Below are 21,470 nucleotides of genomic sequence, written 5' to 3'. Positions count from 1 at the left end.
GTGCCATCGATCTCACGCCCATCCGGCGTCGCTGCGCCGGGTGGTTGCTGGTCGAAGCTCTTGATGAGCGAGTCCCTCGGTCGCCCCATCCGAGGCGAACCCTCTCGCGATGCGCTGCTCAGCGTCGGGAGCGTGGGGGACGTTGAAAGCCAGCACATGGGGCAGAACCACCGCATGGGTCTGAGCATGGGGTAGATCGAACATCCCGCCGAGAACATGGCAGATCTTGTGATGCATACCGGACCCGGCCGAGGCAAAGGCGATTGCTGCAAGGTAAGCGCCGTACAAAGTCTGCTCGATACCTTCGAGCGACGCACCGCCGTGAGCGACGCGCGGAAGCCCTGCGGCCAGTGCCCGGATGCCTTCGCCGGCCAGCGCCTGATCGATCGGATCGACCCGCGGGCCCCACATCGAGTCGATGCAGTGCGCCAGGGCGTTGAGCCCACTGGCCACCGCCATCTCCGACGGTAGAGAGCGCAGCAGGGTCGCGTCGTAGACGACCGAACAAGGGAGGACCTTCACCTCGACGCCGGTGGTCTTGGTCTCGCCACGGGTCAGACCCCATACATCGGTCGCCTCCGACCCGGCAAAGGTCGTCGGGACCGCGACGATCGGCAGGCCTGTGGTGAGTGCGACGGCCTTGGCCAACCCGGTCGTCGACCCGCCACCGACTGACACGACGACATCCGCGCCACTCCTCGACGCCGCTGCTCGGGAGCGCTCGGCCACCTCGACCGGGACATGCATCACGACCTCGTCGTGACGAAGCACCACGGGGCAGATCGTCGCGATCGGATCCGCAAGCACGGACTCTCGCTCCGAGGCGATGAGCATGACGCGGCGCGCACCCAGATCCGCGACCTCCTTGGCAACTGCATCGGGAGCCGAGCCTGGCGCGAAGACGACCCGCTGGGCGCGCGACTCGTGCACGAACCTCACTGGACGCGGGTCGTTTCGGCGAACGACGCTTCGAGATCGAACCCGTAGATCCACGCGTTCGCGCGCAGAGGATCTTCCTGGGCGTAGGCCTGGTCTCGCCGCCGCTGCTGGGGCCCGTCCGGCAGATGGTTCACGTCAGCCCGCTGGTGACTGATGGTCTGCAGTTTCGTCGTGCGAGGGATACGGATTTCCTCGTACCGACGCAGGGCCTCCGCCGGTTCATCGATTCCCTCAGCCAGACAACGGGCCAGGACTGCAGCGTCCTCGAGAGCCTGTGCGGCTCCCTGCGCGAAGAACGGAAACATCGGATGGGCCGCGTCCCCGAGCAGGGTCGCTCCCCCCGAGCTCCACCGATCCAAAGGGGCGCGATCCAGCAGAGCCCAGCGACCAGGAACGCCTGCGGCGCGAATCAGGTCGGTCAGACGCGGGTCCCATCCGTCGAACTCGGCCAAGAACTCGTCGACCGTCGCGGTCGAGGTCCACGACTCCGTGGTGAAGTCGCCCGCAGGAGCGAAGGCGACCAAGTTGATGTATCTCCCGCCCGACACCGGATAGTGCACCAGGTGATGATCAGGCCCAATCCACAGCGTCTGGGCAGGACGTCGCGCGAACTCCGGCGCCTGGTCGGCGGGTAAGAGAGCACGGAAGGCGCAGATGCCAGAAAAGGTCGCCCGCGCACGGCCGAACAACGCGTCCCGGACCATCGAGTGCACGCCGTCAGCGCCTATGACGACGTCAGCCCGGGTGGATCGACCGTCAGCAAAGTCCACGCGCAGGGTGTCGCCGTCGTTCGTCAGCGAGACTCCCTCGCAACCCAGCACCACGTCTTCGGAGGGAACTTGCGACTTCACGGCCTCCAAGAGGTCGGCCCGGTGCACGGTATACGTATGTTCGCCGTACAGCTGCTCGCAAGACGACGCCAAGTCCTCGGCGGACAAGACCGTGCCATCCTGCCAGCGCCGGAACTCCCACCCGATCTCCAGCTGGACGGCATTCTCCATGAGCTGCTCGAGCACACCGAGGGAGCGCAACTGGCGCGCAGCGTTGGGAGCAACGACCAGACCAGCACCGACTTCCGCAATACGAGGAGCTTGCTCGTACACCGTCGCTCCGAGTCCCGCCTGGCGCAGGAAGGCGGCGGCCGCCAGACCACCGATGCCACCGCCCACGATGGCGATCGTCGGCGTGTCGGACGTTCGTGCGGTCATGATGAAGCTCCTTGGCACCTGGCGGCAGTCCACTGACGCCACCGATGGGTGGTTGAGCGTGAATTGCGGTTGCACCCGCGATGTTGTCCCGCTCACGTACGCTGCGGGCATCATGATTCATTCAACGAACCTCGATTTCGGTCATGAGACCGCCGTCGAGCGTGCACAGGGCAGGCATGCCGAGGACTAGCGAACCGGGCCGCAGCGTCAGCTCGCGCCTGTTGGAGCTGCTGTTCTCGTTCACGCCCGCCGTTCCGGACCAGACTCTCGCCGACATGGTTCGCAGGACCGGCCTGCCGCACGCCACGGCGCGCCGACTCGCGCTCGAGCTAGTGAAGGCCGGCGCCCTCGACCAGCGTCCCGACGGCCGATACGCAATCGGTCTGAGGTTGTGGCACACTCGGGACCCTGTCGCCGTTGACGGAGTCTCTTCGCACGATGGCGCAGCCGTTCATGGAGGATCTCTACACGGCCCTCAATCAACACGTGCAGCTCGCCGTCCTCGAGGGCAAAGAGGCAGTAATCCTCGATCGATTGTCCGCGCTACATGCCGTCGGACTGACGTCTCAGGTCGGCGGACAACTTCCGCTGCATTGCTCGGGCGTCGGCAAGGTGCTCCTGAGCCACGCGAGCAGCCAGCTGGTGGAAGACGTCATCGGGGGCAGGTTGAACGAGCACACCGATGCAACCAAACAGACCCGCAAGTGCTGCGGCGCGAACTCGCGGAATGCCGGCGAACGGGTTATGCGCTGGTGCGAGGCGAGCTCACCGATGGAGCCGACTCGATCGCCACCCGTGTGCTCGACAGGCAGGGAAACGTCGTAGCCGCTCTTTCAGTGGTCATCCGGACCGGCTCGGTGCAGCCGCATTCGGTGCTGCCATCGGTCATCACCAGTGGCCTCGGGTTGTCACGCAGACTCGGATGGCGACCGGGAGTTCCGGCGCGCGTGGGCACTGACCAATGACTAGACGGTGTGCACTGACTGTCTCGGCCTGAGGCGGTTGCTGGCCGGCGCCTCCCTCACAACATTCGTGGGTTACCGAGCAGGGCTGCCTCCTCGGCCAATCCGACAATTGTGGGGCCACGGTGTTCACCGAGCGTATGAGTGTCGGGCTAGTGTGCCCGCGCGGTCTGTTGCAGCGGATCTAGGCGTCACGGGTGGACTATTCCAAGCGAACCCTATATCCCTCGGCCATGTGCTTGTTCTGGCTTGTGGCGCTCCCGGGGCCGGGGGCGGTGGCCTACGAGGCTGGTCCGACCGGATTCGGGCCATCTCGCCATCTGATCAGTGCGGGGATTCGGTGTGTGGCCCCGCCCCGTGCTGCTGGTCGAAGCCGACCCGACCGGCGGGTCCGGGATCCTCGCCGGATTCCTGAAAGGAACCGTGCCGTACGACGCCGGGCTGGTCGAGTTCGCCCTCTCGCCACTAAGCGCGGCGGATGCTCTGCGTGAGGTCGTCCGGCCGCTGAGCCCGAACGTCACCCTGGTCGCTGGCACGCGGACCCACGGTCAGGCCGCGGCACTTCACGACGTGTGGGAGGCCCTCGCCGTCGTGCTCCCCGACCTCGAAGGCAACGGTCAAGACGTCATCGTCGACGCCGGTCGACTTGGGCTTACGGGATCACCGCAGATACTCCTGGAATCGGCCGATGCGTCCTTGCTCCTCACGCGCGCGAACCTCCCATCGATCTCGGCAGCACGTTCCTGGGCCGAGGCCGCTCGTCAGCCCGTGACCGGTTGGCGCCACCCCGGGCCATCGCCGGGCACGGTCTCGCGCTGGCTCGAGAGCCACGCCGCGACGTCGGAGGTCGCGAAGCGGACCCGGCCGCCGACCTTGATCGCGCACGGCCCCTTGCTGTCGGTACGCCAGTCGCGGATCGTCGTGACTGGCACGTCGAGGTACTCGGCGAGCTCCTCGATGCTCAGCAGCGACTCCAAGCCATTCAACGCACTGCCGTCAGCGCAGTGTTGCTGGCACGGTGATTGGTCTCCGTGGCCCTCAGGTGCGCGCCGCGCCCCGGGCGATCCCGCGGGTCTCCGTGACATCCCATGCCGATGCTCGCGGATGCGGCTCAGTGGGGTCGTCGGACGGGGTTTGCGACTAGCCTCCATCAGACCCAGTGCGATTCAAACCGAGAACCTCCCGGCGCCTGTCAGCGGTGACGCCGGTGGCAATCACGACCGCCTGCGACACCACCCGGCGGTCGACCCTGGCCCGCTGTAGGTCGCATCGAGGGACCCGTACGGATAGGCGTCCTCGCCCAGCGACCGGTCGCGGAACGCACCGACCTCCTCGTCGGGGCCCGCACAGATCCGTGCGACCTCGGACTTGCTGATCCAAGTGTCCGCGCCCAGCCCTTTGACGAGGTCGTCGACCTTCCTGGTCGAGACGCCGTGGAGGTAGGCCTCCATCACCACCGCGAACAACGCCTGGTCGACCAGCCGCCGGCGCTCGAGAAGGGAACGGGAAGAACGACCCGCCCCGCAACTTCGGGATCCGCAGCTCCAGATCCCCGGCAGTCGTGGTCAGCGTCCGTGCCCGAGTCCCGTTGCGCTGAGCCGTCCGCCCAGGCGCCCTTTCCCAGGGGCCGGCGCCGATCATCGCGGTGAGTTCGGCGTCGATCAACGCCTGACAGATCCGTCGCACGATGGCCGCCTACGTCACCGGCAACGTGACCGTCTTCAACGCCGAGGAACTACACCACTCGGCGGGACGTCACCCGGCGAACGAGTCCTCACTGGTGCCGACAGCACCACCCAGCGGAGGACCAGCGGTTCCGTCCACTGACGTCACGAGGCACGGCGAAGCGGCCTCATCTCAGTCACAGGGGTGCCCACGTCACATTGGGGCCCGGCTGCGGTTGCGACCCAAGTAAATGGAAGTTACTATCAAATCACATCAACTACTGATTGACGGTAACCATCATGTCCGTTCTCTTGTATCGCCTTGGCCGCTTCTGCTACCGGTCGCGACGCCTCGTCGCAGCACTGTGGGTCGCGGCCCTCGTCCTGTTGGGCGTCGGTTCCGCGATCTTCGCCGAGCCGGCTGTCACCTCGTTCAGCCTTCCTGGCACTGAGTCCCAGGAGGCACTGGACCTGCTCAAGGACCGGTTCCCCGACGCCCCCAGCGATGGGGCCGTAGCTCGGATCGTCTTCATCGACGACGGTGGCATCACGACTCCGGAAGTCCAGGCTGAGGTCCGCGCTGTCCTGGCCGATGTCAGCTCGATCGGCCAGGTAGCTGCGGTCGCTGATCCCTACGCCTCCGGCATGGTGTCCGACGACACGACGACAGCGCTGGCTGAGGTGACCTTCAGCGTGCCTTTCGCCGAGATCGACGACGAGAACCGCGAAGCGGTCCTTGATGTCGTCAAGGACGCTGGCACGGACGCTCTCCAGGTCGAGGCAGGGGGAGATGCCCTCGAGCCGGCTCCCGCGGTGGGCGGCGAGCTCATCGGTCTTGCGGTCGCCGCCGGCGTCCTTATCATCACGTTCGGGTCGCTGCTCGCTGCCGGTATGCCTCTGGCCACCGGCATCACCGGCGTGATGGCCGGGGTCCTCGGCATCACCATCGCCGGTGGGTTCGTCGACCTCGGCGCCACCACGCCGATTCTCGCGCTGATGCTGGGACTCGCCGTCGGGATCGACTACGCCCTGTTCATCGTCTCGCGGTTCCGCCACGAGCTCCGCTCCGGTCGCGCGGGTGACGACGCAATCGGTCGAGCCCTGGGGACTGCCGGCTCCGCCGTCGTCTTCGCTGGCCTCACCGTCGTGATCGCCCTCGCTGGGCTCACCGTAGTAAACATCGGCCTGCTCACTGAGATGGGCCTGGCGGCTGCCGCCACCGTCGCGGTGACCGTGCTCGTGGCGCTGACCCTCCTTCCGGCGCTGCTCGGGTTCGTGGGCCCACGCATCCTCGTACGGCGCCCTAAGACCCGGCCGCTCGCCACCCCCGGCTCCGGCCACCCCACGCACCCCACGCACCCCACGCACTCAGAGGGCTCCACGCTCGGCAGCCGATGGATCCGCAGCGTCACCCGGCATCCCGGCGTCGTGGTGGCAGTCGTCATGGTCGGGCTCCTCGTTGCTATTACCCCGATCCTCGGTCTGCGACTGGGCCTTCCTGACCAAGGGACCTATGCGCAGGACACCACCCAGCGTCGGGCCTATGACGCGATCGCTCAGGCGTTCGGCTCCGGCGTCAACGGTCCACTCCTCGTGGTCGTCGACGCCGCATCCGCGCCCGACCCCGATGCTGCAGTCGCGGCGATCCGGTCAGCAACGGGGGTCACCCATGGAGTTGCCAAGGTCAGCCAGGCGCAGTGGAACCAGGACCATGACACTGCTGTCCTCAGCGTCACTCCAAGCTCCGGACCCAACAGCGAAGACACCTCGGGCGTCGTGGAACGGCTACGCGATCGAGTCGACGCGATCGCCCACCAGTTCGACGCTGACCTGACCGTCACCGGCAACACCGCCTTGCTCATCGACTTCACCGACAAGATGAGCGGGGCACTGCTGCCCTACCTGCTCCTCGTGATCGGCCTCTCGTTCCTGCTGCTCATGGCCGTCTTCCGCTCGGTCCTCGTGCCGTTGAAGGCGACCCTGGGGTTCCTGCTCACCCTGGGCGTCACGTTCGGCTGCCTCGTCGCAGTGTTCCAGTGGGGTTGGCTGGAGTGGGCGGGTATCGAGCCGACCGACACCATCTCCCCAGTGCTGCCGTTGCTCATCATCGGCATGGTGTTCGGGCTCGCCATGGACTACGAGGTGTTCCTGGTGAGCCGGATGCGCGAGGAGTATGTCCACGGCGCGGGGCCCACCGCCGCCGTCACCATGGGGTTCAAGCACGGCGCACGCGTGGTGGCGGCCGCCGCGCTGATCATGATCAGCGTCTTTGGGGGCTTCATCCTGGGAGAGGCCGCCGACCTGGCGCAGCTCGGGGTCGCCCTCGCCATCGCGGTCGGCGTTGACGCCTTCATCGTTCGAATGACGCTCGTCCCGGCCGTGCTCACCCTGGTCGGCGAGCGCGCCTGGTGGCTGCCGAGATGGCTCGACCATCTTCTGCCCAACCTGGACGTCGAGGGCGAGCGACTGAACCACACCCTGGCCGCGGCAGAGCTGGTAACTGAACCATCTCCGTCACAGCCGTGAGCTCGTTGCTCGGCCGCGCGTCCTGCGTGACGCGCGGCCCGGGGGAGGATGGCCAGCATGACTAAAGCACGACCAAGCTTGCGGGAGCGGAAGAAGCAGCAGACGCGCGAGGCGATACAGGACCGTGCCCTGCACCTCTACCGTGAGCAGGGCTATCACCAGACCACGGTGGAGCAGATCGCTGATGCCGCCAACGTCTCGCCCAGCACGTTCTTCCGGTATTACCCGACCAAACCAGAGACTGTGCTCTACGACCGCACAGACTCCGTCCTTCTCGACGCGATTCTCGCTCAGCCGACGGAGCTGACACCGGTGGCCGCAACCCGGGCGGCCCTGCGCTCTGTCTTCGCCGACATGAGCGACGAGGAACGTTCTCTCGAGTTGACGCGCATGCGCCTCATGGCCGACGTCCCCGACCTACGTGCCGCGGTGGCAGAACGATTCAGCATGGTCCTGCCTGAGTTCACTGCGGTAATCGCGCGCCGAGCAGGCCGCGAGTCCGACGACCAAGACGTGCAGCACTGGCTCGGCGCGGTGGCCGGGGTCGTCCTCGTGGCGCTCTTTCGCGCCGCCCGCGACGGAGCCGAGATCCTCGACGCTATCGACGAGGCCATGGCCTACCTCGAGAACGGCATGCCGCTGTGACTCCACCAGCAAGGCTCATACGGCGGTGCTGACCTTTCTGATTCGGGTGTCTGCGAGTAGGTCTGCGGGTGGCTTTGGCCGGACGCAAGACGGGGACCGGTGGCTCGTAGATCGGCCGATCCGACTTCGGACGGGGCGGCTCGGCGATAGAGGTCGCCCCCCACGCAGCCAGCGGCGTGATGCGCCCGGGCAGGCTTCCCAGTCCACCAGAAGTAGTTCAACTTCGGTGGCCCGCCCAGACCTGAGTCGGATGTGTGGCATCGGATGGTTCGGGCCGTGGCGCTGCGCAAGTTCGTACTTTCGCCGAGCGATCAGGTGTACATCGGCACGGTCTTGGAGTCGGCACGCAACTGCATCGCGGATGCCGCGTTGCCGTTGAAGTTGTCGACACGTTCAACGGTCTCCTCAACGACGTGGCGAGTATGGGCGCCTTTGGCGACGGCGACGGCACCCATCTCACTGCCAACGAACTCGTCACGGACTTCATCTGGATCCGCTCGCTGGATTCGGTCTGGCCAGCCTCGAGAGCCCCTTCGCTGCAGCCATGCGCTGGATGAGCGCGTCGTTGATCTCGATGGCCTCACGGTGCATCAGCCTCGCGGCGACCCCGGCGGCCACCACGACCGCCATCGAAGTGACCTGGCCAGGCTTGCCGTTGCTACCGACCGCACGGACGTGGACGTAGGTGGCATCGAGGTAGACGTAGGAAGCTCGCGGTGGCCAAGGGTCCGGGGCCGGAACGCCCCAACCATCTCGTCGAGACCTTCGCAGATCCGCGAGACCTCGGACTTGCTGAACCCCGAGCCGACCCCCGAGGGCCTCGACCAGGTCATCGACACTCCGCGTCGAGACGCCCTGAACGTAGGCCTCCATCACCACCGCGTAGAGCGCCTGGTCGATGCGGCGGCGGGGCTCGAGGATGACCGGAAAGAACGACCCCTTCCGGAGCTTGGGGATCCGCAGCTCCAGGTCGCCGGCCTGGGTGGCCAACAACCGCGGCCGCGACCCGTTGCGGTCGGTGGCGTCGGCTTCGATCGGCTCCTGCATCACGATCCGGACCGATTCGCGGACCAGGAGCACGCCATCCCCGGCGCGGAAGGCCTCGAGCAGCTCGGACACGTGCAGACTGGGGTAGGGCAATCGGTGATTCTCCTTGGGTGTGTTCTTGGCGGTTCACACCGAAGATCTCGCCGAAGGCCCATTCACGTCCGGAACCCCGCCATCCTTCCTCAAACCCCATCACTCAGAGGATTCTCACCACGGTCGTCACAGACCGTCCTCCCATGCTGCCCACAACCTTGCATACACGCCACCGGAAGCGACCAGCTCGTCGTGGGTTCCAGTCTCGATGATCCGACCTTGCTCCATCACCACGATCCGGTCACAGGTTGCTGCTTGGGAGAGCCGGTGCGCAACGACGATTGCAGTGCGCCCGGAGAGAACAGCATTGGCGGCCTGGTCGAGCTGTCCGGCGTAGGTTGAGCCGGCTTCAGCTGTCGCTTCGTCGAGGATCACCAGGTCGGCGTCGGCCAGCAGTAGACGGGCGAGGGCGAGCTGTTGCGCCTGTGCGTCGGTGAGCAACTGCCCGCCGACACCCACCACCGCGTCCAGATGGTCGGGAACATGGTCGAGTATCTCGGCGGCGCCGGTGGCTTCGAGCGCTGCGCGGATGTCGTTCTCGGTGGCCCCGGGAGCGGCGAGGGTGAGGTTGCTGCGCAGGGTGCCGGCGAAGACGTGGACCTCCTGGGTGATCATCGCGGTTCGGGCGGGACGAGTCACCATGCCAGTCTCCGGTAGGTGGGTACCGGAGACCACGCCGGCAAGCGTGGTCTTGCCTGCCCCGGACACACCAACTACGGCCACACGCTGACCGGACGAGATGTCGAGGGTGATGTCGTCGAGCACCCGTGGCCCCTGGCCGTACCGAAACGAGACCTCGTCGAGCCGTACGGCGGTGCCCGCGGTCTGCGCTGGGACATCCGATGAGCTGAGCGGAATCGTGACGACCCCGATCATGCGGCTCAGTGATGCGAGGGCAGACTGGAGGGTGTCGATGACGAACAGCAGCTGGTTGACCGGTCCTAGCAGACGCAGCACGAGCAGCATGGCGGTGGTGGCGCCGCCGACGGTCGAGGCGCCGTGGTCGATGAGGACGAAGCCGACGACGAGGACGGCCGCCAGGCTCAGGCACTCCCCGAGGTTGAGCCGGCCGTTGAGCATGCTCTGCACGGTGCGGGCGCGCAGCGACTGCACTGCGACGCACCAGGAGGCCGTCATCACCGCCCGGTCGCGCTGCTCGGCGAGCCCGAAGCCGAGCACGGTGGCGTAGCCGCGCTGCGACTCGAGGATCTGCTGCGCCCGCGCGCTCATCGCCGTGCGCTCGGCGCGGTACACGCCGGGTCCGGTCCGCAGGTACCACCGCATGGCCAGCGCGTAGACCGGCAGCACGACCGCGAAGGCCACCGCGTAGGGCCACTCCAGCGACGCGAGCCCGCCCAGCGACACGACGATGGTGAAGGTTGTGACGGTGAGCACCGGGATCACGGCGGGGGCGGCGTCGGCCACGGCGGTGACGTCGTCGCTGGACCGCGAGATCAGGTCGCCGGTGCCGGCCCGCTCGACGAGATGTTGCGGGAGCGTCATCGCGCGACCCACGAGCTGCTCGCGCAGCGCGGCGAGGACGGAGTGGTAAACGCGTGTGGCGAGCACGATCGTCAGCGCGGTGCCCGCAGCGCCGAGGACCGCCGAGAGCGCCATGACGGCCGTGACCGTCAGCACGGTGGCGAGGTCTGCGGTCCCCTCCTGCACGCGGTCGACGAGGAATCCGATCGCCGCCGGCGCGATTAGGTCGACGCCGGTGCTGACGATCCCCAGCGCTCCGGTGACGGCGAGTCGGAGCCGATGCCCGTGGCTGAGTCGCCACACCTCCCTGACCGTCTCTCGCCCGCTCGCGACCGGCAGCCCGGCATCGGAGGTCGCGTGCGCGGGCGCGGCGGAGGTGCCGGTCACTGCGTCCTCCTTGTAGGCAGGGGTACGTCGTCAGGGAGCTCGACGACGCGGTCGCAGGCGCTGAGCAGCGCTGGGGCCGAGACGATCAGCAGCGTCGAGCGGCCCGCCCGGACACCGCGGAGCCGTCCCGCGATCGCGTGCTCGGTGACCGAGTCGACCGCGGTGGTTGGGTCGTGCAGCACGAGCACCGGCGCGTCGCTCGCCAGGGCGCGGGCGAGCGCGACCCGTTGGCGCTGGCCGCCGGAGAGCCGGTTGCCGCCCTCGCCGACGGGGGCGTCGAGATCGGCCGCGAAGTCGTCGCACGCGGCGGCACGCACCGCGGCGTCCACCCGCTCGGACGCGCCCGTGGTCACGGCGAGGTTGTCGCGGAGGGTGCCGCTGAACAGGGTGGCACGGTGCGGGGCGACGGTGACACGGGAGCGGTAGTCGCCCGGGGAGAGCTGCCGCGCGGCGATCCCGTCGAGGCGTACCTCGACTCCTCCCCCGGCCCGCGGGTCCAGCAGCGCCTCGAGGACCCGGGCGGCGGTCCGGTCGTCGGCGCGCACGCCCACGAGCTCGCCGGGCTCGATCCGGACCGTCACGCCGGGTCCGGCGCTGTCCGGCACCACCACGTCCAACACCGGCACCGTGGTGACCTCCCCCCAGTTCGCGTCCTCCGGTCCGGGTGCGGATGCCGCGTTATCGCGCAGCGCGTCGAGGAAGCGCGCGGCTGAGGCGTGGGCGTTGGCGAGGTTCGGGATGGTCAGGTTTGCGATCGCCTCGATCTGCGGCAGCAGTGCCTGGGCGAGGCCGACGGCGGCGATCAGCTCGCCGATGCTCAGCTGTCCGTCGACGGCGAACCAGGCCGCCAGCCCCATCACCGCGGCGACGAACGTGCCGCTGACGACGCCCGAGCTCACGAGGAATCTCCCCAGCAGGCCGGCGTTGCGCCGGGCGCCGGCAAGGGTCTCCTGGCTTGCCTGCCGGTACCGGCTGGTCGCCTCGGCCTCGGCGCGCACTCCCTTGATCACTCGATAGCCGGCGACCAGGTCGGTGGCCCGTCCGACTGTGGAGGCGAGCAGCTCCTGGTATTCGCGGGTGTCCCGGGCGAGCCGCTCGCTGAGCACTCCCATCAGCCAGACCGCGAGCGGTGCCCCGAGCAGCACCACGAGCCCGAGCAGCCAATGCGTCGCCAGCAGCGATGCCGCGATGAAGCCGATGGCGGTGATCCTCGCGACCGGGATGATCATCAGGATTACCGCGTTGGACAGGCGCGTGACGTCGTTCGTCATCACTGAGACCACGCCGCCGTCCGGCGCATGGGCGGTGCCGCCGACCGGATGCAGTACGCCGGTGGAGAGGGTGCCACGGAGCCGGTGCTGCACCAGCTGGTTCGCGCAGGCAGTCAGCCGCAAGGAGAGCCTGGCCGCCGTCGTCAGCGCGACGTACAGGGCTATCAGCACGCCGATCCACAGCACCAGCTGACCGGTGTCGCCGGTCGCCAGCGCCCGGTCGATCGCGAGGCCCATCACCACCGGGACCGCCGACTCCCCGACCTGCCACACGATCGCCAGCAGTAGGGCAGGGACCGTGAGCCGCGGCGCCGAGAGGATCACCCGCATCACGAACCGGCCGGGGCGCTCGCGCATCCCGACCTCGAACGGTGGGAGAACGGGCGGCGCGGCGGTACCCTGTCCGAGCACCGGAAGCCACCGGGTCAGCCGGCCCCGGCCCAACCCGGCGGGGTCGGCACGGGTCACGATCGCTCGTATCCGCGTTGCGCGGCGTCAGGCTCCGCCGGGAGCGGGAAGCACCAGAGCAGGGCATCGGCGAAGAGTCCGCGCCACCATGCGTAGTCATGTCCGCCGGCGAACTCTGTGTAGCTGGTGTCGTAGCCCTTCGCGGTGAGCACCTGATCCAGCCAGCGGCTGTGCGTGGTCGAGCCCTCCAGTTCGCCGGCATCGTGGAAGAGGCGGATCGGCGCGGGCTCCGCGGCCAGGAGGTCGGCGAACAGCGTCGGCACGGGAATGCGGCGCAGCAGCTCGCCCGCCCCGGTGCCCCAGGTGAGGTCGGGGTGGTAGCCGCAGGACGGGGACTGGAGGATGGCGTTGCCGAACGCCGTCGGGTGGTGGAGCGCCGTCCACGCGGCGCACAGGCCGCCGTAGCTCTCGCCGGCCAGCGCCACGTCGGCGGGGTCCTGCGAGAGCGCCACGCCCTGAAGGCTCAGTCGCTCGCGGAGCCAGGGCAGCAGCTCGTCGGCCAGCATCCGCGAGAACGCTGGGTCGCAGAGCAGCTCCTGGTAGCGCTGCATCCCGAGCTGGTCGACGAGGACCACCGCACAGGGCCGGAGCAGTCCCGCCCGGACCAGGGCGTCACGAACGCTCGGCGCGCTGTGGTGCGGCGTACCGTCCAGCTGGATCACGAAGGGCAGTGCGCTCTCGTCCGAGAGGTCGCCCGGCGGCATCGAGACCCAGACGCGGCGCTCGTTGCCCAGGATCTCGCTCGTCAGCACGGCCGGCTCCATCGCCGGGGAGGGCAGTGCCTCGGCCCGGTCGAGCCAGGGCAGCGGCGCCGCATCGGGCAGGACTGCGACCGACGAGCCGGAGAACCTCGCCTCCGGGTACTCGGAGAACGGCGGTGGCGGATTGAACGGGTCCGGCACCTGTTCCTCCTCGCCTGTTGGCCCACGGCGCGTGAAGACGTAGGAGAAGCGCAGGTCGGAGCGCATTCGCAGCGTGAGCGCGTGCAGGGGCGTCCCTGCCACCGGGGTGAACTCCGTGTCGATCGTGTTGCGGCCGATGACGGGACCGATGACCACCGAGAGGCGGACCGTCGTGCCGGCGCCGGGCTCGTCTACGAAGGTCACATCGACCTCGTCCGCGGAGACCCGCTCGACGAGCGGGCCGCCGCTCTCCGCGAGCCGCCTGAGCAGCGCCGGCGTCTCGGCACCGGTCACGCCCTCTGCTCCTGCCGGGTGCGGCCGAGCGGCACGACCTGCGGGGTACCGACCACCGGGTCGGGTACGACGAGGCAGGGCAGGCCGAACACCTCCTCGACCAGCTCGGCAGTGACGACGTTGCCTGGGTTGCCCTCGGCGACGACCTGACCGTCCTTCATGGCGATCAGGTGCGTGCCGTAGCGGGCGGCGTGGTTCAGGTCGTGCAGGACGGCGACCAGGGTGTGGCCGATGTGGTGCAGGTCGGTGAAGAGCTCCAGCAGCTCGATCTGGTGGGCGATGTCGAGGAAGGTGGTCGGCTCGTCCAGCAGCAGGATGTCGCTGTGCTGCGCGAGCGCCATCGCCACCCACACCCGCTGGCGCTGACCGCCGGACAGCTCGTCCACCAGGCGACCGGACAGCTCGGTGACCCCGGTCTGGCGCATCGCCCGGAGCACGGCCTGCTCGTCAGTCTCGCTCCACTGCCGCATGAACCCCTGATGCGGGTACCGGCCCCGGGCGACCAGGTCGGCCACGGTGATCCCGTCGGGAGCGATCGACGTCTGCGGCAGCAGGCCGACCCGGCGGGCCACCTCCTTGGTCTTGAAGGAGCTGATGTCGGCGCCGTCGAGGACGACCTGCCCGACCGATGGCTTCAGCAGCCGGGACAGGCCGCGCAGCAGGGTGGATTTGCCGCAGGCGTTCGGGCCGACGATGACCGTGAACGACTCGTCAGGGATCGCCACCGAGAGGCCCTCGGAGATGATCCGCTTGTCGTAGCCGATCGTCGCCGCCTCCACCCGCAGGCGTGCGCTGCCGGTCGTGATGTCGGTCGGGGTCGTGCTCACAGGCGTCTCCTGGCTTCGGTGAACAGCAGGTATCCGAGGTAGCCGCCGCCGAGCATCACGGTGATCATGCCGACCGGCAGCGGAGTGGGGGCGACGTGCTGGGCGACGTAATCCGACGCCAGGCACAGCAGCGCGCCGACGAGGGCGGCGGGCGCGAGGGTGATCCCGGCGGTGCGGGCGAGCCGCCGTCCGATCTGCGGGGCGACTAGGGAGATGAACGCGATCGGACCGGCCGCCGCGGTGACGGTCGCGGTCAGCGCCACAGCCACCACGATCAGGCCGAGGCGTGCAGGCGAGACCCGCACACCCTGGGAGGCGGCCGCGTCGTCACCCAACTCCATCTGCCGCATCGGCCGGCTCAGGATGCCCGCCAGCAGCACGAGTGCCGCGATGCAGGCCCCACCGACGACGACGCGGCCCCACGAGACTCCGTTGAGCGATCCGGCGCCCCACGCCGCGGCGGACAGCGCCTGGTCCAGCTCGGCCTTGAGGATCAGCCATGTGTTCACCGAGGAGAGCATCGCCGAGACGCCGATACCGACCACGATCAGCCGGAACCCCTGGACGCCGTTGCGGTAGGCGAGCACGTACACGGCGAGGGCCGTGGCCATCCCACCCACGAGCGCCCCGCAGACCAGCTGCACATAGCTGCCGTTGACGACCAGGATCACGACCAGGGCCCCTGTGTAGGAGCCTTGGGAGAACCCGATGATGCTGGGGTCGGCGAGCGGGTTGCGCACCAGCGACTGGAGGATCGCCCCGCTCACCCCCAGCGCGGCACCGAACACCAGCGCCGCCACCACCCGGGGCAGTCTCCACTCGACCACGATGTCGCGGATGATCCCGGTCTCGCTGCCGCGCAGCGCGGAGACGACCTGTCCCGGGCTGAGCTGGTAGGAGCCGGTCATCAGCGCGAGCACCGCCATGCCTGCAGCCAGCAGCGCGAGGACGGCGCAGACGACGACCGAGCGCCAGGTGAGGCGTACGGCGATCCGGCGGCTCCGGAGCACCAGCACCGGACGCCCGAAGCCCACCCGCTCCACGGGCACCTCTGCACTCACAGCCCGCTCGCCTTCCTCCGCCGCACCAGCGCGACGAGAACAGGGGCTCCGACGAAGGCGGTGACGATGCCCACGGGGATCTCTCCCGGGTGCATGACGACGCGCCCGAGGATGTCGGAGCCCAGCAGCAGGATCGGGGCCAGCAGCAGACTGTAGGCGAAGATCCAGCGCTGGTCCGGACCGACGACCCAGCGCGCGACGTGCGGGACCATGAGTCCGACGAAGATGATCGGTCCGGCGATCGCGGTGGCGCCCCCGGCGAGCAGGGTGAGCGCGATCACCGCGAGGACGCGGGTGCGTACCAGCCGCACGCCCTGCGCGACCGCCAACTCGTCGCCCAGGGCCATGGCGTTGAGCGAGCCCGACACGGCGAAGGCCAGCACGACCGCCACCGCGAAGAACGGCAGGATCGGCCAGACGACATCCAGGGAACGCCCGAGGATCGACCCGGCGTTCCAGGACCGCAGCGTGTCGAAGGCGTGCGGGTCGGTCAGCTGGAGCGCGTCCCTGGCGCCGCCGAGGACGGCGCCGACGCAGACCCCGGCGAGGACCAGGACCACCGGCGACTGGCCTCGTCTGGTCGATCCCAGGCCGAGTACCAGGACCGTGACGACCAGCGCCCCGGCGAAGGCAAACCACATGTAGCCACCGATGTCGCGGATCCCGAGCAGTCCCACGGCGACGGTCACGGCGAACGAGGCACCCGCATGGACGCCGAGGATGCCCGGCTCGGCCAGCGGGTTGCGGGTCAGCGCCTGGATCAACGCACCGGAGAGCCCGAGCGCGGCGCCCACCACGACGCCGACGACGGTGCGGGGCAGCCGGTAGTCACGGATCGCGAACTGGTCGATGTCGGCCGACGGGTGGAACAGCGCGTCCCAGATCACCGTGGGTGCGATCGCCGTCGACCCGATCATCACGCTCAGCACCAGCAGGACCGCCAGCACCACCAGCGCGATGACCAGACCGAGCAGGCGACGACGCGGTCCGGGCACCGTCACGGTGCCCGGACCGTCGTTCCGCAGGGCGAGGGCCGTCACTCCTCAGCCGGGAGGGTGGCCAGCGCGGCGTCGAGGGACTCGAGGTAGCGGTTGACCTGCCCGTAGGAGCCGTTGCCGGGGCAGAAGACCCCCAGCGCGCGACCGGACTTCACGGCCGGCAGTGCCTTCCAGGTGTTGGTCTCGACGACCGGCTCGAAGGGCTCCTTCGGCTGGCCCTCGGCGTCGACGTCGTAGGTGATCACGTCGTACTTGGCCAGGTCGGCGATCTGCTCGAACGGCAGGGAGGCCCAGCCCAGCGGGTCCTCGCCCTCGGCCGCCTTGGCGAAGTTCATGCCGACGTCATCCGTGGCGACCTCGACGCAACCAATATCCGCGACGGAGAACGTCCCGGGATCGGCGTTGTCCCAACGAGCCACGTTCACGAACGACGTGCTATCGATCAGCTCGCGGTACTTCTCCTGGATCCCGCTGACCCGCTCCTCGAACTCCGCCTTCTGCTCGGTCAGGCCCTCGGTCACGTTGCCGGCCTCCGCGATCGCGCCGGCCATGGTCTTCCACTCGGTGTCGAGTCCCCAGAAGACCGTCGGGGCGATCGCCTCCAGCTGCTTCTGGATCTTCTCGAACCCGGCGTCGTCGCTCTGGACCAGGATGAGGTCCGGCTCCAGGCTGGCGACCTTCTCAATGTCGATCTCTTCGTTGCCGATGTCCGTGGCGGCGTCGAAGGTGGCCTTCTGGTCGTCGGGCAGCGCCTCGGGCTGGTAGTAGGGGGTGACGCCGACCGGCTTGCCGCCGAGGTCGACGAACGGCTGGGCCGTGCCGCCGATCGTGACCACCCGCTGGGGGTCGACGGGTACCTCGATCGTGCCGTTGTCGACCTTGATGCTGTGCGTCTCGCCGGTCTTGTCGGCGCCGTCGTCCTCGCTGCCGCAGGCGCTGAGGACGAGCGCGGCGCCCAGGAGTACGGCGGCCGCGGCCGAGCCGCGTCGCCTCAGGGGTGTCGTGGTCATGGATGTGTCCTTCTTCTTCTCGGGTGGGGAGGGGGTCAGTGGGTGTGGGCAGGCACGAGCTCGTGGACCGAGGTACCCCAGCCGACGGTGTGCGTCGCGCTCCGGGCGAGCCCGGCCCGCGCGATGACGGCGTCCAGCTCGGCAAGGGTGCGCAGCCCGGAGCCGTGGACGGTGAGGGCGAGCAGGTCGGCCTCGCCGTCGTGCTCTTCGAGGTCGTCGGTGTCGAAGACCTCCTCGATCAGCAGCACCCGGCCGCCGGGCAGGAGGCTCTCGCCGGCTCGGCGCAGCGCGTGGGCGGCGTCGGCGTCGGCCAGCGGCTTGAGCGCGCGGCTGACGAGCACCGCGTCGGCGGCCGGGCCGGGCTCGAAGACGGACTGCTCGACGACGCTCACCCGCGCACGCTGCTGCTCGTCGCCGATGGTGGCGGGCAGGTCGCGGCGCAGCCAGTCGGCATGGGCGGGCAGGGCGCAGATGGTCACCCGGAGGTCCTCGTGGACGGCGACGAGCTCGCCGGCCAGGGCGCCCGCGCCGTCGGAGTGGATCACCAGGTGCTCGACGCCGTTGAAGAGGTCCGAGCCAGCGAGCGGCACCGCCAGTGCGGGCGCGAACTCTGCGATGCGCTCCAGGTGGCGGTCCTCGTAGTCCTGCTCGGCCCGCGCGTCGGCGTAGGTCAGGCCCGTGACGGAGGAGTACGACGCCCGGCCGGTGCGGATCGACTCGGTGAGCCCGTGGATGCCGAGCATCTCCCGGCCCAGCGCGCCGGCGGGGTTCAGGTAGTCGGCCATGAACTCGACGGTCAGGACCTCGCCCATCGGCGCTAGGCCGTAGTGGCCCGGCTCGGTCTCGGTTAGGACGTCCAGAGCGTGCAGGTAGCGCAGCAACTTGCCCATCGCCCGCTCGTCGGCGCCGGCCCGGGCGGCCAGGTCCGCAACGCCCGCCACGCCGCGGGAGATCAGCTCGGGGACATCCAGCTCGACAGCAGTGCGGATCGCGATCGGCGCGATCAGCTCGGTCAGCTCATGGAGCCTGTCGAACGGGGTGATCGACTTCTCGGGATCGGGCACCGCCTCGTCGGTCTCCAGTGCGACGACCTCGCCACGGCGCCAGTACCCGATGAACTCGATGTTCTGCTTCGGCATGGCGCGGTCCTCGACGAGGTGGCGGCGCAGGTCTCGCACGGCGGTCCGCTCTCCCGCTACCCATGCGAACGGCCGGCCCTCCCACCAGGTGGCACTCCGGACGGCGTCGACGAGCTGAGTCGTCGTACCTGCCTCGGCGCCGTCGCGCACCAGCCAGGTCACCTCCACACCGGGGAGGTCACGCAACTCCAGCCGGTGGGCGTCCTCGGCGACCTCGATGAACACTTGCGCCCGAGCGTCGAGGGGCATCTCGTCGAGCAGGCGACCGATCGCGGGGATCGTGGTGTCGTCGCCGGCCGCGAGCAGCCAGTCCGCTCCCGCGGGGAACGCCTTCGAGCTGGTCGGACCGGTGAAGTGGATGCGGTCGCCGGGCTGGGCGCGGTGGGCCCAGGTCGTACCGACGCCGATGCCGTGCTTGACGAAGTCGACGTCCAGCTCGCCGGCCTCGGGATTCCAGCGGCGGACGGTGTACTCCCGCGACAGCGGCCGCGGGTCCCGAGGCGTGCTCAGACCGCTCTCCTGCTGCACCGGCAGCACCGGCTCGCTCTGACCCGGGTACGGGAAGTAGAGCGCGATGTCGTCGTCGAAGCCCGGCGACTCGAATGACGGCTGCGGAAAGCCGTTCGCCGAGGTGAACGCACGCAGCTGCTCACCGGCCAGGGTGACGCGCCGCAGCCCCGGCGTCAGGTCCATGACCCGCACAACCTCGACCTCCCGCAGGGTCATCGGGTGCACGGTGAGCCGGCGTGAGGTCTTCGGCATGCTGGACGCAGCCCCTTTCGGATCGTTTCGAGGGTGCTCAGGCCGCGCGCCACCATCGGCGGGAGGGCCGCTGCTAAGGTTAGGCAACCCTCACCTAAGATGGTGTGCGCAGGCTGCCGTATAGTTAGGATGTGACGCAGCCTTCACTGTTCGCTTCGGGCGCGAGCGATCCGCCGCCGATTCCGCGAGCACGGTTGGACTCAGCCAACGAACCCGTCCGCCCCCTGCTGATCTGGGTGCGCACCGGCACCGCCCACATCCACCTCGACGACGCCGCGCCTTACCGGCTCGACCGCGGGCAGGGGATCTGGATCCCGGCCGAAGGCTGGGACAACCGCGTGATCACCACCGAGCCGGACACCGTCGCGTTCCCGCTCTCACCACAGGCCGCCATCGGCTCGGGCGCACCGGGCACACCGACCGGGTTCGCGGTCCCCGATGACTGGCAGGACTGGCTGATCCAGCACTTCAACCTCCAGGTCACCCCGTACAGCGCGCACGGCTACCCCGAGGGCGCGATCGCCGACCTTCTGCGGCCCGCGCGGAGGCTCCACCACGAGGCCGACCCCGCGACGACCCTCTCGCCGCCTCCGGTGCCAAATGCCCGCGGCGCCCGAACAGTGGCCGAGGAGCTGCTGCGCGACCCTGCCCTTGGCCTCACCGTCGAGCAGTGGGGCACCCGCGTGCTGTGCAGTGCGCGCAGCCTGCGCCGGGCCTTCGTCGCCGACACCGGCCTCACCTTCGAGCAGTGGCGACTCGGCTGCCGGCTCAGCGCGTCCGTCGAGCTCCTGGCGGCTGGCTACGACGTAGACCAGGTAGCCACCCGGGTCGGCTTCGTGAGCCGCAACGGCCTGACCCGTGCGTTCAAGCAACGATTCGGGCAGACGCCACGCGAGTTCGCCAAGGAGATCCCGCGCCGGGTTGCCACCGGTGACCCGTCCACGCTCGGCCAGCGGGCGATAGCGGCCCGGCAGACCGACGCGATGGTCAGCATGGTGGGCCCGGGCGTCGCCCGCGCCGCGCCGGACCTGCTCCCCGCAACCCTCACGCCCCCACACAGCAATGAGTTCCACGTGCTGACCTGGGTGTACCGCGGCAGCGGATACCTCGACGTCGGCGGGCGGCGGTACGAACGGGAGCGAGGCGTCGCGACCTGGATCCCGGCCGGCGCCGATCACGTCACCGCCCTGCGCGAGAACTCCGTCTCGCTGCCGCTCGGCGACGCCAGCACCGCCGACCTCACCCTAACCGAGCCGCTGCAGGTCCGGTTCTCGCCCGCCTGGGACCACTACCTGATGTCCTGCTCCATCAGCGCCCGATCCGGGCTCCGCCCCGCCGATCACGATCCCCGACACATCCTCGGCCTGTTCGCCGACCAGGTCGCCGCCCGGCGCGCGCTGTCGGTGCCGATGCCCACCGATCCGCGTGCGCGCGCGGTGGCCATGGACTACCTGCGCACCATCGGCACCTCCGGCAGATCGCCTGCGCTCGACGTGTCCTCCGAGGTCCACCGTGCCTTCCGCGACGAGACGGACATGACCTTCGCCCGCTGGCGTTATGCGGCCCGGATGCGTGTCGCGCGAGACCTGCTCGTCGCCGGCGCCAAGCCCAGCGCCGTCGCCCGCCGCGTCGGCTACGCCCACCTGCCGACGTTCAGCTCCGCCTTCTCCCGCTTCCACGGACTCTCTCCACGCGCATACCAAGAACGCGACGCTGACGGTGCCAGCTAGGCCGTGTCTCCCTTATGTGCGTAGCCAGGTGATGATCGCGAATATCGTGGCTGCG

17 protein-coding genes and 3 pseudogenes are annotated in these 21,470 nt (G+C 69.2%); 5 read left to right on the top strand and 15 right to left on the bottom strand.

What is annotated here, in order from left to right; all coding sequences use genetic code 11:
- Positions 1 to 12: 12 nt before the first annotated feature.
- Together ABEA33_RS00095 and ABEA33_RS00090 are read right to left on the bottom strand one after the other, a co-directional pair.
- A complete protein-coding gene (locus ABEA33_RS00095; RefSeq protein WP_345524451.1) occupies positions 13 to 930 on the bottom strand; it encodes a maleylacetate reductase in 918 nt (305 codons plus the stop codon).
- A gap of 5 nt (positions 931 to 935) precedes the next feature.
- Complete coding sequence (locus ABEA33_RS00090; RefSeq protein ID WP_345524450.1) at positions 936 to 2,147, bottom strand: FAD-dependent monooxygenase; 1,212 nt, start codon at positions 2,145 to 2,147, stop codon at positions 936 to 938.
- A gap of 143 nt (positions 2,148 to 2,290) precedes the next feature.
- Here ABEA33_RS00090 and ABEA33_RS27330 point away from each other — a divergent pair.
- Both ABEA33_RS27330 and ABEA33_RS00085 read left to right on the top strand, forming a co-directional pair.
- Positions 2,291 to 2,497: pseudogene (locus ABEA33_RS27330) on the top strand (helix-turn-helix domain-containing protein); the annotation flags it as partial.
- A gap of 88 nt (positions 2,498 to 2,585) precedes the next feature.
- Positions 2,586 to 3,112: pseudogene (locus ABEA33_RS00085) on the top strand (IclR family transcriptional regulator).
- A gap of 462 nt (positions 3,113 to 3,574) precedes the next feature.
- Here the strand turns inward: ABEA33_RS00085 and ABEA33_RS00080 are convergent.
- The 3 genes and pseudogenes from ABEA33_RS00080 to ABEA33_RS00070 form a co-directional block, all read right to left on the bottom strand.
- Positions 3,575 to 3,730, bottom strand: coding sequence for a hypothetical protein (locus ABEA33_RS00080; RefSeq protein WP_345524448.1), 156 nt, complete (start codon positions 3,728 to 3,730; stop codon positions 3,575 to 3,577).
- A gap of 140 nt (positions 3,731 to 3,870) precedes the next feature.
- On the bottom strand, positions 3,871 to 4,086 hold the full coding sequence (locus tag ABEA33_RS00075) for a helix-turn-helix domain-containing protein (RefSeq protein WP_345524447.1): 216 nt from the start codon (positions 4,084 to 4,086) through the stop codon (positions 3,871 to 3,873).
- 193 nt (positions 4,087 to 4,279) lie between these two features.
- Positions 4,280 to 4,786: pseudogene (locus ABEA33_RS00070) on the bottom strand (transposase); the annotation flags it as partial.
- A gap of 287 nt (positions 4,787 to 5,073) precedes the next feature.
- Here ABEA33_RS00070 and ABEA33_RS00065 point away from each other — a divergent pair.
- Both ABEA33_RS00065 and ABEA33_RS00060 read left to right on the top strand, forming a co-directional pair.
- Positions 5,074 to 7,299 carry an MMPL family transporter gene (locus tag ABEA33_RS00065; RefSeq protein ID WP_345524446.1) on the top strand — a complete coding sequence of 742 codons (2,226 nt, stop codon included), beginning with the start codon at positions 5,074 to 5,076 and terminating at the stop codon, positions 7,297 to 7,299.
- 57 nt (positions 7,300 to 7,356) lie between these two features.
- Complete coding sequence (locus ABEA33_RS00060; RefSeq protein WP_345524445.1) at positions 7,357 to 7,944, top strand: acyl-CoA-like ligand-binding transcription factor; 588 nt, start codon at positions 7,357 to 7,359, stop codon at positions 7,942 to 7,944.
- 311 nt (positions 7,945 to 8,255) lie between these two features.
- Here ABEA33_RS00060 and ABEA33_RS00055 read toward each other — a convergent pair whose 3' ends face one another.
- The 10 genes from ABEA33_RS00055 to ABEA33_RS00010 form a co-directional block, all read right to left on the bottom strand.
- Entirely contained in the window at positions 8,256 to 8,399 is a 144-nt protein-coding gene (locus ABEA33_RS00055; protein ID WP_345524444.1) for a hypothetical protein, read from the bottom strand.
- A gap of 28 nt (positions 8,400 to 8,427) precedes the next feature.
- Positions 8,428 to 9,084 (bottom strand): transposase, encoded by a 657-nt coding sequence (locus tag ABEA33_RS00050; RefSeq protein WP_425577267.1) that lies wholly within the window; start codon positions 9,082 to 9,084, stop codon positions 8,428 to 8,430.
- 126 nt (positions 9,085 to 9,210) lie between these two features.
- Positions 9,211 to 10,953, bottom strand: a complete 1,743-nt coding sequence (locus ABEA33_RS00045; protein ID WP_345524443.1) for an ABC transporter ATP-binding protein — start codon at positions 10,951 to 10,953, stop codon at positions 9,211 to 9,213.
- Positions 10,950 to 12,692 (bottom strand): ABC transporter transmembrane domain-containing protein, encoded by a 1,743-nt coding sequence (locus tag ABEA33_RS00040; protein WP_345524442.1) that lies wholly within the window; start codon positions 12,690 to 12,692, stop codon positions 10,950 to 10,952. Before ABEA33_RS00040 ends, ABEA33_RS00045 begins: the two co-directional genes overlap by 4 nt.
- Complete coding sequence (locus tag ABEA33_RS00035; protein ID WP_345524441.1) at positions 12,689 to 13,888, bottom strand: alpha/beta hydrolase; 1,200 nt, start codon at positions 13,886 to 13,888, stop codon at positions 12,689 to 12,691. Before ABEA33_RS00035 ends, ABEA33_RS00040 begins: the two co-directional genes overlap by 4 nt.
- Positions 13,885 to 14,715 carry an ABC transporter ATP-binding protein gene (locus tag ABEA33_RS00030; protein WP_345524440.1) on the bottom strand — a complete coding sequence of 277 codons (831 nt, stop codon included), beginning with the start codon at positions 14,713 to 14,715 and terminating at the stop codon, positions 13,885 to 13,887. The genes ABEA33_RS00035 and ABEA33_RS00030 overlap by 4 nt, the downstream gene beginning before the upstream one ends.
- Positions 14,712 to 15,776: a FecCD family ABC transporter permease gene (locus tag ABEA33_RS00025; protein WP_345524438.1), complete on the bottom strand. Its 1,065-nt coding sequence runs from the start codon at positions 15,774 to 15,776 to the stop codon at positions 14,712 to 14,714. Before ABEA33_RS00025 ends, ABEA33_RS00030 begins: the two co-directional genes overlap by 4 nt.
- On the bottom strand, positions 15,773 to 16,816 hold the full coding sequence (locus tag ABEA33_RS00020; protein ID WP_345524436.1) for a FecCD family ABC transporter permease: 1,044 nt from the start codon (positions 16,814 to 16,816) through the stop codon (positions 15,773 to 15,775). Before ABEA33_RS00020 ends, ABEA33_RS00025 begins: the two co-directional genes overlap by 4 nt.
- Positions 16,813 to 17,784: an ABC transporter substrate-binding protein gene (locus tag ABEA33_RS00015; protein ID WP_345524435.1), complete on the bottom strand. Its 972-nt coding sequence runs from the start codon at positions 17,782 to 17,784 to the stop codon at positions 16,813 to 16,815. Before ABEA33_RS00015 ends, ABEA33_RS00020 begins: the two co-directional genes overlap by 4 nt.
- Positions 17,785 to 17,819: 35 nt before the next feature.
- Positions 17,820 to 19,685, bottom strand: a complete 1,866-nt coding sequence (locus tag ABEA33_RS00010; protein WP_345524434.1) for an SIP domain-containing protein — start codon at positions 19,683 to 19,685, stop codon at positions 17,820 to 17,822.
- Between the two features lie 131 nt (positions 19,686 to 19,816).
- On the opposite strand from ABEA33_RS00010, the gene ABEA33_RS00005 reads away from it, so the two are divergent.
- Positions 19,817 to 21,415, top strand: a complete 1,599-nt coding sequence (locus ABEA33_RS00005) for a helix-turn-helix transcriptional regulator (RefSeq protein WP_345524432.1) — start codon at positions 19,817 to 19,819, stop codon at positions 21,413 to 21,415.
- Positions 21,416 to 21,470 lie beyond the last annotated feature (55 nt).

The sequence above is a fragment of the Nocardioides endophyticus genome (assembly GCF_039543845.1).
In the GTDB taxonomy this organism is placed as follows: domain Bacteria; phylum Actinomycetota; class Actinomycetes; order Propionibacteriales; family Nocardioidaceae; genus Nocardioides; species Nocardioides endophyticus.
The sequence above is the reverse complement of the archived record's forward strand: the minus strand, read 5'-3'. Positions and strand labels throughout refer to the sequence as shown.

Excerpts from the sequence above, each read along its gene's own strand:
- ABEA33_RS00090 (WP_345524450.1), bottom strand. The coding sequence starts at position 2,147 with ATGACCGCACGAACGTCCGACACGCCGACGATCGCCATCGTGGGCGGT.
- ABEA33_RS00065 (WP_345524446.1), top strand. The coding sequence starts at position 5,074 with ATGTCCGTTCTCTTGTATCGCCTTGGCCGCTTCTGCTACCGGTCGCGA.
- ABEA33_RS00060 (WP_345524445.1), top strand. The coding sequence starts at position 7,357 with ATGACTAAAGCACGACCAAGCTTGCGGGAGCGGAAGAAGCAGCAGACG.
- ABEA33_RS00055 (WP_345524444.1), bottom strand. The coding sequence starts at position 8,399 with ATGGGTGCCGTCGCCGTCGCCAAAGGCGCCCATACTCGCCACGTCGTT.
- ABEA33_RS00015 (WP_345524435.1), bottom strand. The coding sequence starts at position 17,784 with ATGACCACGACACCCCTGAGGCGACGCGGCTCGGCCGCGGCCGCCGTA.
- ABEA33_RS00010 (WP_345524434.1), bottom strand. The coding sequence starts at position 19,685 with ATGCCGAAGACCTCACGCCGGCTCACCGTGCACCCGATGACCCTGCGG.